Origin of the sequence: Bradyrhizobium sp. (assembly GCF_027451485.1) — a bacterium.
Taxonomy (GTDB): domain Bacteria; phylum Pseudomonadota; class Alphaproteobacteria; order Rhizobiales; family Xanthobacteraceae; genus Bradyrhizobium.
The window spans coordinates 1-7714 of the sequence record NZ_DAIDJE010000126.1; the positions used below are offsets into that span (position 1 = coordinate 1).

Annotated in this window: 6 protein-coding genes and 2 pseudogenes; 2 read left to right on the forward strand and 6 right to left on the reverse strand. The window is 59.7% G+C overall.

Annotated features, from left to right (window positions below; all coding sequences use genetic code 11):
• The first annotated feature begins 138 nt into the window (after window positions 1-138).
• Window positions 139-576: a hypothetical protein gene (locus NEZ08_RS15735; protein ID WP_298108588.1), complete on the forward strand. Its 438-nt coding sequence runs from the start codon at window positions 139-141 to the stop codon at window positions 574-576.
• Here the strand turns inward: NEZ08_RS15735 and NEZ08_RS15740 are convergent, their stop codons facing one another.
• The 6 genes and pseudogenes from NEZ08_RS15740 to NEZ08_RS15760 all read right to left on the reverse strand — a co-directional run bounded on the left by NEZ08_RS15740 (window position 577) and on the right by NEZ08_RS15760 (window position 6830).
• Window positions 577-2208, reverse strand: coding sequence for an IS66 family transposase (locus NEZ08_RS15740; RefSeq protein ID WP_298108591.1), 1632 nt, complete (start codon window positions 2206-2208; stop codon window positions 577-579).
• A gap of 54 nt (window positions 2209-2262) precedes the next feature.
• Window positions 2263-2592: an IS66 family insertion sequence element accessory protein TnpB gene (gene tnpB / locus NEZ08_RS15745; protein ID WP_298108594.1), complete on the reverse strand. Its 330-nt coding sequence runs from the start codon at window positions 2590-2592 to the stop codon at window positions 2263-2265.
• Between the two features lie 233 nt (window positions 2593-2825).
• Window positions 2826-2990, reverse strand: a pseudogene (locus tag NEZ08_RS15750) (transposase); the annotation flags it as partial.
• 336 nt (window positions 2991-3326) lie between these two features.
• Window positions 3327-4838 (reverse strand): site-specific integrase, encoded by a 1512-nt coding sequence (locus tag NEZ08_RS15755; protein ID WP_298108596.1) that lies wholly within the window; start codon window positions 4836-4838, stop codon window positions 3327-3329.
• Window positions 4839-4877: 39 nt separating this feature from the next.
• Window positions 4878-5081: pseudogene (locus NEZ08_RS25805) on the reverse strand (DUF6538 domain-containing protein); the annotation flags it as partial.
• A gap of 528 nt (window positions 5082-5609) precedes the next feature.
• A complete protein-coding gene (locus tag NEZ08_RS15760; protein WP_298108599.1) occupies window positions 5610-6830 on the reverse strand; it encodes an MFS transporter in 1221 nt (406 codons plus the stop codon).
• Window positions 6831-7018: 188 nt separating this feature from the next.
• On the opposite strand from NEZ08_RS15760, the gene NEZ08_RS15765 reads away from it, so the two are divergent.
• Window positions 7019-7714: manganese catalase family protein (locus NEZ08_RS15765; protein ID WP_298108602.1), on the forward strand; the 696-nt coding region annotated here is incomplete at its 3' end.

A 7714-nucleotide genomic window follows, 5' to 3' on the forward strand; every position in this document is an offset into this window, starting at 1 on the left:
GTGAGCGTCATGTGAGGATCACCGTGCCCGGTCTTGACTTGAGCGGAATGCTCTGGATAGCGCGGTCGGGGTGATTGACGCTGCCGTTGCGCGGTGATGGTGTGATCGCGGGTTGGAGCGTGCAACGGGGACATTAGAATGACCAGCGAGTCGCAGCTGCGCGAGAAGCTTCGGAAGATCGAGGCGTTGTTCGTGGGTGCTGGAACTGCTGGAGAGCGCCTTGCGGCGGAAGCCGCGCTGCGGCGGGTGCGGGCCCGGGTCGAGGAACTCACTCGCCACGATCCACCGATCGAACAGCAATTCTCACTTCCCGACCAGTGGTCTCGGCACCTTTTTCTGGCGCTTTGCCGTCGATACGGGCTGCGGCCGTTTCGTTATCGCCGGCAGCGACGCAACACGGTGATGGTCCGTGCGTCACGGGGCTTCGTCGATCGAGTCCTGCTGCCGGAGTTCACCGAGCTGGAGGGTGCGCTGCAAGTCTATCTGCACGAGGTGACGCTGCGCGTTATCCGCGAAGAGATCTACGACGATGCCAGCGAGGCGCAGGAAGTTCCCGACGCCTTGCCGTCGAACTGATCAGGCGGCGAGCTTTGCCTCTGAACCGTCGCGCTCGGTCTTCCAATTCCACGGCAGCAGCGTGTTCAGCTGATTGATCTTGGTGCGTCCGGAGACAATGCGCTCGAGAACATCGGCCAGATAATGCCGCGGGTCGATGTCGTGAAGCTTAGCCGTGTTGATGAGCGAGGCGAGGATGGCCCATGTCTCGGCACCGCCTTCACTGCCGGCGAACAAGTAGTTCTTCTTTCCCAAGCCTATCGGCTTGATGCTGCGCTCGACCGTATTGTTGTCGATCTCGATGCGTCCGTCATCGATGAAGCGCGTCAGGCCGTCCCAATGGTTGAGGGTGTAGCGGATGGCCTTGCCAAGGCCGGATTTCTTCGAGACTTCCAGCAACCGCGCCTCGAGCCAGGGTTTGAAGTCCTCGATCAGCGGTCTGGTGTCGGATTGCCGCACCGCAGCTCGCTGCGTCGCCGGCAGACCGCGGATGCGATCCTCGATGGCGTAGAACATCGCGATCCGTTGCAGCGCCTCTGCGGCAATCGGCGACTTGGTCGCGACGTGAACGTCCCAGAACTTCCGCCGCGCATGCGCGAAGCAGAACGCCAGCTGCACCAGACGGCCGCCATTCTTGATCAGGCCCTTGTAGGCGGCATAGCCGTCGACCTGCAGGATACCGTGGTAGTCCCCGAACAGCTGCTTGGCGCGGATCGCCTTGCGATCCTCGGCAAACATGTAGACCACCGCCGGCGGCGCTGGGCCGCCCCACGGACGGTCATCGGTGGCGATCGCCCAGAACTGGCAGACTTTGGTCCTGCCTCGGCCGGGATCGAGAACCGGCAGCGGCGTCTCGTCGGCAAACAGCCGCGGGTAGGACATCACTGTGTCGCGCAACAGCGTGTGAAGCGGCTTCAGCCACCAGGCGATGCGGCCCATCCACGACGCCAGCGTCTGCCGGTCGAGCGTGATGCCTAGCGCAGCGAACATCTGCTCCTGCCGATACAGCGGCAGCTGGTAGCCGTATTTCATCACCGCGATATGGCCCAGCAAGGCTTCCGTCACCATCCCGCCATCGATCGCCTGGGCCGGCGCGGGTGCCTGCAGCACGCCCTGGCGACATCCCCGGCAGCCGTACCGCGGGCGCACGATGCGCTTGACCCGGTACTGCATCGGAATGACGTCGAAGGCTTCCTTGACGGTCTCCCCGATCTTGTGCAGCCGCTCGCCGCAGCAGGGGCAGATGTGGCTCTCGATATCGATTACGACATCGATGCGCGGCAGATGGTCCGGAAGCTTCCCCCGGTTGCGCCGCGCCGGCCGCTTTCCACGGCCTTCCGCTCCGTCAGGCAGCCTGCCTCCGATCATGTCGTCGTCGTTGGCGGCGGCACGAACCGCCTGTGCCGTGATGGTGAAGAGAGATAGCTGTCCGGGATCCAGGGTCTCGGAGCGGGGACCGAAGATCGTGCGCTTATACTGGGACAGGATCATCAGGAGCTTGTCGTTCTCCTGGATTGCAGCGTCGCGTTGGGCGATCGCCGCATCACGCTCGGCCGAGAGCGTGCTGCATTCCGTCGACAACGCCGCAAACCGTGATGACAGCATCATCACGGTTTGTCGGAGCAATTCTGGATCGGAAGGCAAATCACTCATGCAAAGTGATTCTACAACAACTCCGCATGAGTGACGAACTACTATTGATACGGATCAACCAGCTCGTACGGGCTGATCCACAACTCGCATCGGCACACGCTTCCAGTCCGAGCCATCGAGCAGCACCGAGAGTTGAGCATGAGATAGCGGCATGACGCCTTCTTTGATCGGCGGCCAGGTGAACTGCCCCTCGATTCGCTTGTAGTAAAGGACAATGCCGCTTCCATCCCAGGTCAGGATCTTCACGCGATCTCGTCGCTTGGAGCGGAAGACATAAAGTCCGCCGTCGAACGGATCGGCTCCAAACGCCTCGCTCACCAGCATCGCCAGCGAGTCCATCCCCCGACGGAAATCGATCGGCTGCGTCGCGATCCAGATCGACAATCCAGGTCGAAGCAAGATCATCGGCCAACCGTCCCGACTGCCGCCAGCACCTCACACAGCGCCCGCCGGTCGACCGTCCCCCTGACACGGATGCGAACCGCGCCTACCTCGATCTCGATTGCCGCCTGCTCTTCGCCCGACGACAATTCGCCTCCGCAGCCGGTGATCGCGACCGGCACAAAGCCAGGTAGCACGTCTCCGGCCCCGCGCTCCGCGACCTTCGCCCGCGTCGTTTGACGACGCCACAGAAACAACAGGCTTGGGCTGATGTCGTGTCGCCGTGCCACCGCGGACACGCTTGCACCCGGCGCAAAACTCTCCGCGACAATCGCCGCCTTCGCATCGGTCGACCAGCGCCGTCGCCGGCCGGTCCCGGTGATGATCTCAACACGCTGCAGCGTGTCCGAGCCGTTCTTGAGGATAGGCGTATGCCTATCCGTATCGCTATCCTTATGACTATCCTTTGACATGGTGACCTCGTGACGAACCATTCCACGAGATCTTCCTAACCGACCAGATCAGCCTTCAGTGCGTGGTCCCTGGATGACGCTCACTCTTTATGGCGGTCCGGCGCTTCGGGGAATCGGCCGATAAAGGGATACAAGCCTCCTGCATGAGGCTATAAGTGCAGATGTGGAGCTCCCGACCCCCGCTGCCGGCCGAGCTCGCCGTGCCACGAATTGTACCGATCGCTCAAACGGACAGGGCACGAGGAAAGTGCTCGGCGTTCGCAATCAAAGAAGACTGGGGTATTCGATCGCCTCTATCATGGCAACGCGCTGCGCAAGCACCATTGGCTTCAAGATCCCATACCTTCCTGTCGTCGTAGCCCTCGTATGCCCCAGCAGTGGCGCAAATTCTTCGTCAACAAAACCGGCTCTGCGAAAAGCGTCAGCCACCGTATGACGGAATGAATGAAAGTTCGTATCGCGACCGTTCTTGATGCCAATGTCATGCAGGTAGTTGCCGAAAAACTTTGAAGGCCTTCCGGAAAAATAGCCGCGCGTATCCGGCTTGATGTCGAATAGCTGCTGTTTGTTAAGCGCAACCGCTCGCGCGTGATATTTGTCGAAGCCCAACTCAATAAGTTTGCGGTGAACGGGGACCACGCGTTGCGATCCTCCAGTTTTTGTTCGCTTCGTTTTAGACCCCTCGCTGGTTATGTGCAGTATCCAATGGCCTTGCTCTTGCCTGACGTCAGCGACAAGCAATTGTGCCAGTTCTCCAAGTCGCGCGCCGCTATACAGCGCTAGCCATGGTAGCCAATATCGCCAGTCGCGGATTTCTTTGTTTCCTTTGATATGTTCAATGCGGTCCCCCTTGCACATCAGAAACAGTGGCGACGTAAAGATGGTTTTAAGTTTTGCATCATCATAGGGAAAGACCTCCTTCTTCCGCCGATCAAGGTCCAAAAACATTCCGCTCATGACTGATTCGTCGATGTATCCATTCGACAGAAGCCACTTTGAAAAGCCCCCAAGCGCCGCAAGGTATTTATTGATAGTTTTTGATGAGATGACGGGCTTTCCGATTTTCTCATTTCGGCGAATTACTTCGGAAAACGTCAATCCACGAAAGGTGCCAGTATCAGCTACACGCCGCGGCCATTTGAAAAGCTCACCCTTCCAACCCCGGACGTTGTTTCGGCTGAACTGAGAGACGTGAGCGTCCCCGCCGATAAACTGGTCGAACAAAGCCACAATTTTCCTATTCTGAGTCCATCCATCGGGTGAGACACGTCCGGGCGCCTCGCGCCGAAAGCGGTCGAAGAGCTCAAGGATCGTCTCGCCCACAGGATAGCTGACAAGGACCGGCGGCCGAACTAGCTTGTCCTTCGGTTCCCCCGACCAGTCGCCAGCATCTCTCTCGGCGGCGCGACGCAAAGCCTCGATCTCAGCACGCTGGATGCCATGCGCAATCTTGCGGTATTCCGGACTGCCGGCCTCTAGCTTAAGCCGCCGCTGTTCTAAAAGTCCGTCTATCACCTCTGCGACGCTCTTCGTCTCCCCTTTTGCGACCTCTGCTTTTAGTTTGGCTAGACGGGTAAGTCTGTCGCGCTGATCGTCGACAAAAGTGTTTTGCAGCTCTTCAAAGTTACGAAAGGTGCCGACGTCCCACACGCCGCCGAACTCAACCTCGAGATGAGCCCAAATTTTCTTCAGATCGTCATCGGTCGGAAGGGAAAGACGCAGTTTCTCGTCTGCTGTAATCAGCTCAAGGTAACGCTTCCAGATTGCGTCCTGCAATTCGGCTTCAGTCAGTTCCTTCGGGTGCCGGAGCTCCTGAAACTCCCGCTCCCATTTTTCGATAATAGGTCTACCTGCTTGTCGAGCCCTCGTGGGATCGCTGGTGTTTAATGACAGCCACCTCTCGCGCCGAGGCTTGCCTGGTATTCCCAAGCGCTGCTGGAGGTCCTTGGGGATAGGCATCCGCACATAATAGTTTCGGCTACCTTTGCGTCGAACGATGTAACTTGGAAGGGCGGGCACTGGGGAATCGCTGCTTGATTTTCACTTACTATAGTAACAGTTTCTAGTAACAAGTACTACTTAGAAATATTAAAAATATCGAAGCATTATCAAATTATTAAGTCACATCAAGCTCTTCCGGAATGGTGGGCGGGCCGTAACAAATCTTCCTAGTTCCCCAGCCAATCGCTTAAAGCGCGTCGCAATGGATCGGACCCTCAGGACGCAACCTCAGTTCAGCGCGAGGTGCCGTCGAGCCAGGCGGCGAGCACGGGCTCGCATGTTTCGGTGATGTTGCCAGGCGGCATGGCGCTCGACCAGGCCGCGTTAGACCGATCAGGCGGCGTTGCGCATCATCTGGTCGGGTTTGTCCGGACGAACGCCCTTGGCGCGGTGCCGCTCCTGTCGAATGCCGGCTTGGCCGCAAGGAAAAGATGCCAGGCGACTGCACCACTTCCAGGGACGGAATCGATCTTGTTTGGGCACACGCCAACGGCTGTGTTGGCCTGGCTCGGCAGGTTAAGCCAGGGTTGAGAGCGATGCCATAACTCATGAAGCCGCTCTGGCTGCGAACGGCGTTCCCTTCGCTTCGCTGCCGAGGATCGTGACGATCACGATGATGAGCGCGACGGGCGCGACGACGACAACGAGGGCGACGGCATAGTTGCCGCCGAGCGCGGCCGCCAAACCGGTCTGCAGCGTTGCGTTGACGGAGGCGAACAGATTGCCGAGCTGATAGACGAAGCCCGGGAACGTTCCTCTTGCGCCATCGGGCGAGAGTTCGTTGAGGTGCACCGGGATGATGCCCCAGGCGCCCTGCACGGCGAACTGCATCAGGAATGCGCCGACCGCCAAAAGTACGGTGGCCGGGGCGAATGCCCAGAGGGGCGTGACGATCAATGAAAAGATCGCAGCCGCCACGATGCAGGCGCGGCGCCCGAAACGCTCCGACAGCGAACCGAACAGGACGCCGCCGCATATCGCACCGATATTGTAGATGATGGCAATCAGGCTAACGACATGCGGTGAGAGCTTTCGTTCGACCTGAAGGAACGTCGGATAGATGTCTTGCGAGCCGTGGCTGAACAGGTTGAAAGCGGTCATCAGGATCACCGCGTAGATCCCAAGGCGCCAGTTTCGGCGCAGCACCTCAAGGGTGCGCCCGCTTGTTGCAGCCAGGGTGCGATTGAAGCCGGGCGATTCCGGCACGGTCTGGCGGATGTAGAGCAAGAGCAGGGCGGGAACGACCCCAACCATGAACATCCCCCGCCAGCCGATATATTGAAACAGCACGCCGTAGACGATCGAGGCGAGAAAATATCCGGCCGGGTAGCCCGATTGAAGCAGGCCTGACGCAAAGCCGCGGGCTTGCGGAGGAATGGACTCCATGGTGAGCGAGGCGCCGACGCCCCATTCGCCGCCCATGGCGACACCATAGAGTGCGCGGAGCACGATCAGCGTCGTGAGATTGGGCGAGAACCCGGACGCAAATTCTAGGACGGAGTAGAGGGCGACATCCACCATCAGCACCGGACGCCGGCCCCAGCGATCGGCCGCGCGTCCGAACAGAAAAGCGCCGACAGGGCGCATGGCGAGGGTCAGCAGGATCGCGAGTGAGACCTCGGTGATGCCGGTTTTGAATTCCGCGGCTATATCCTTCAGCACGAACACCAGCAGGAAGTAATCAAAGGCGTCAAGCGACCAGCCGAGGAAACTTGCCGCCAGGACGTGTTTCTGCTCGCTCGTCCAGCCACGGAATATGCCGGCCATCAATCGTCATCCGATCGGGTCTGCCGCCGCGGTTGTCAAACCTGGTGGCCGCGGTCTGCGCGATACTGCGGACCAATTGGCGCGGTCCGCGATCGTTCCTCGGTCGCCGCTGCGAGCAGGTCGGATGCATAGGAACGAAGCGCCCCTGGCGCCGTTCAAGTCTGTCAATTCCATCCCGCGAGGCTCCCATGTATCACCACGTCAAGAAGCTGATGTTCACCGTTCGTGTCGATGAGCCTGACGCGCGATTCGGAAACATGCTTCTGGAACAATTCGGTGGTGCGAACGGAGAACTCGCCGCGGCGATGCAATATTCGATCCAGGGATTGAACTCCGAGGATCCGGATCGCAAGGACCTGTTGATGGACATCGGCACCGAGGAGCTGAGCCACCTCGAAGTGGTCGGCTGCCTTGCCCGGATGCATCTGGCACCTTCGAAGTTCGACCGCCAGGCCGCCGAAGCCGACCCCTTGATCGCCATTGCGGGCGGCGGCGGAATCAACCTGTTCAACTCGCAAGGCAATCCATGGACCGCCGACTATCTCAAGATCACCGGCGAAGTCGACGTCGACCTTCGCAGCAACATCGCGGCAGAGGCGCGCGCGAAGATCGTCTACGAGCGGCTGATCAATTTCTGCGACGATGCGGGCAGCAAGGACGCCTTGCAGTTTCTGATGACGCGCGAGATCACGCATATGAAGGCGTTCTCGCTCGCGCTCGAAAGCCTTTCCAAGCCTGCCTTCAGCATCGGCAAGATCGCACCGACCCCCGGCCTCGTAAACCAGTTCTTCAACGATTCGACCGGCGCGGGAGATCATGGCGAGATCGATACCCGCGGCCCGTGGAACGAGGGTGGGGAATGGGTCTTCACCGAATCGCCCGCG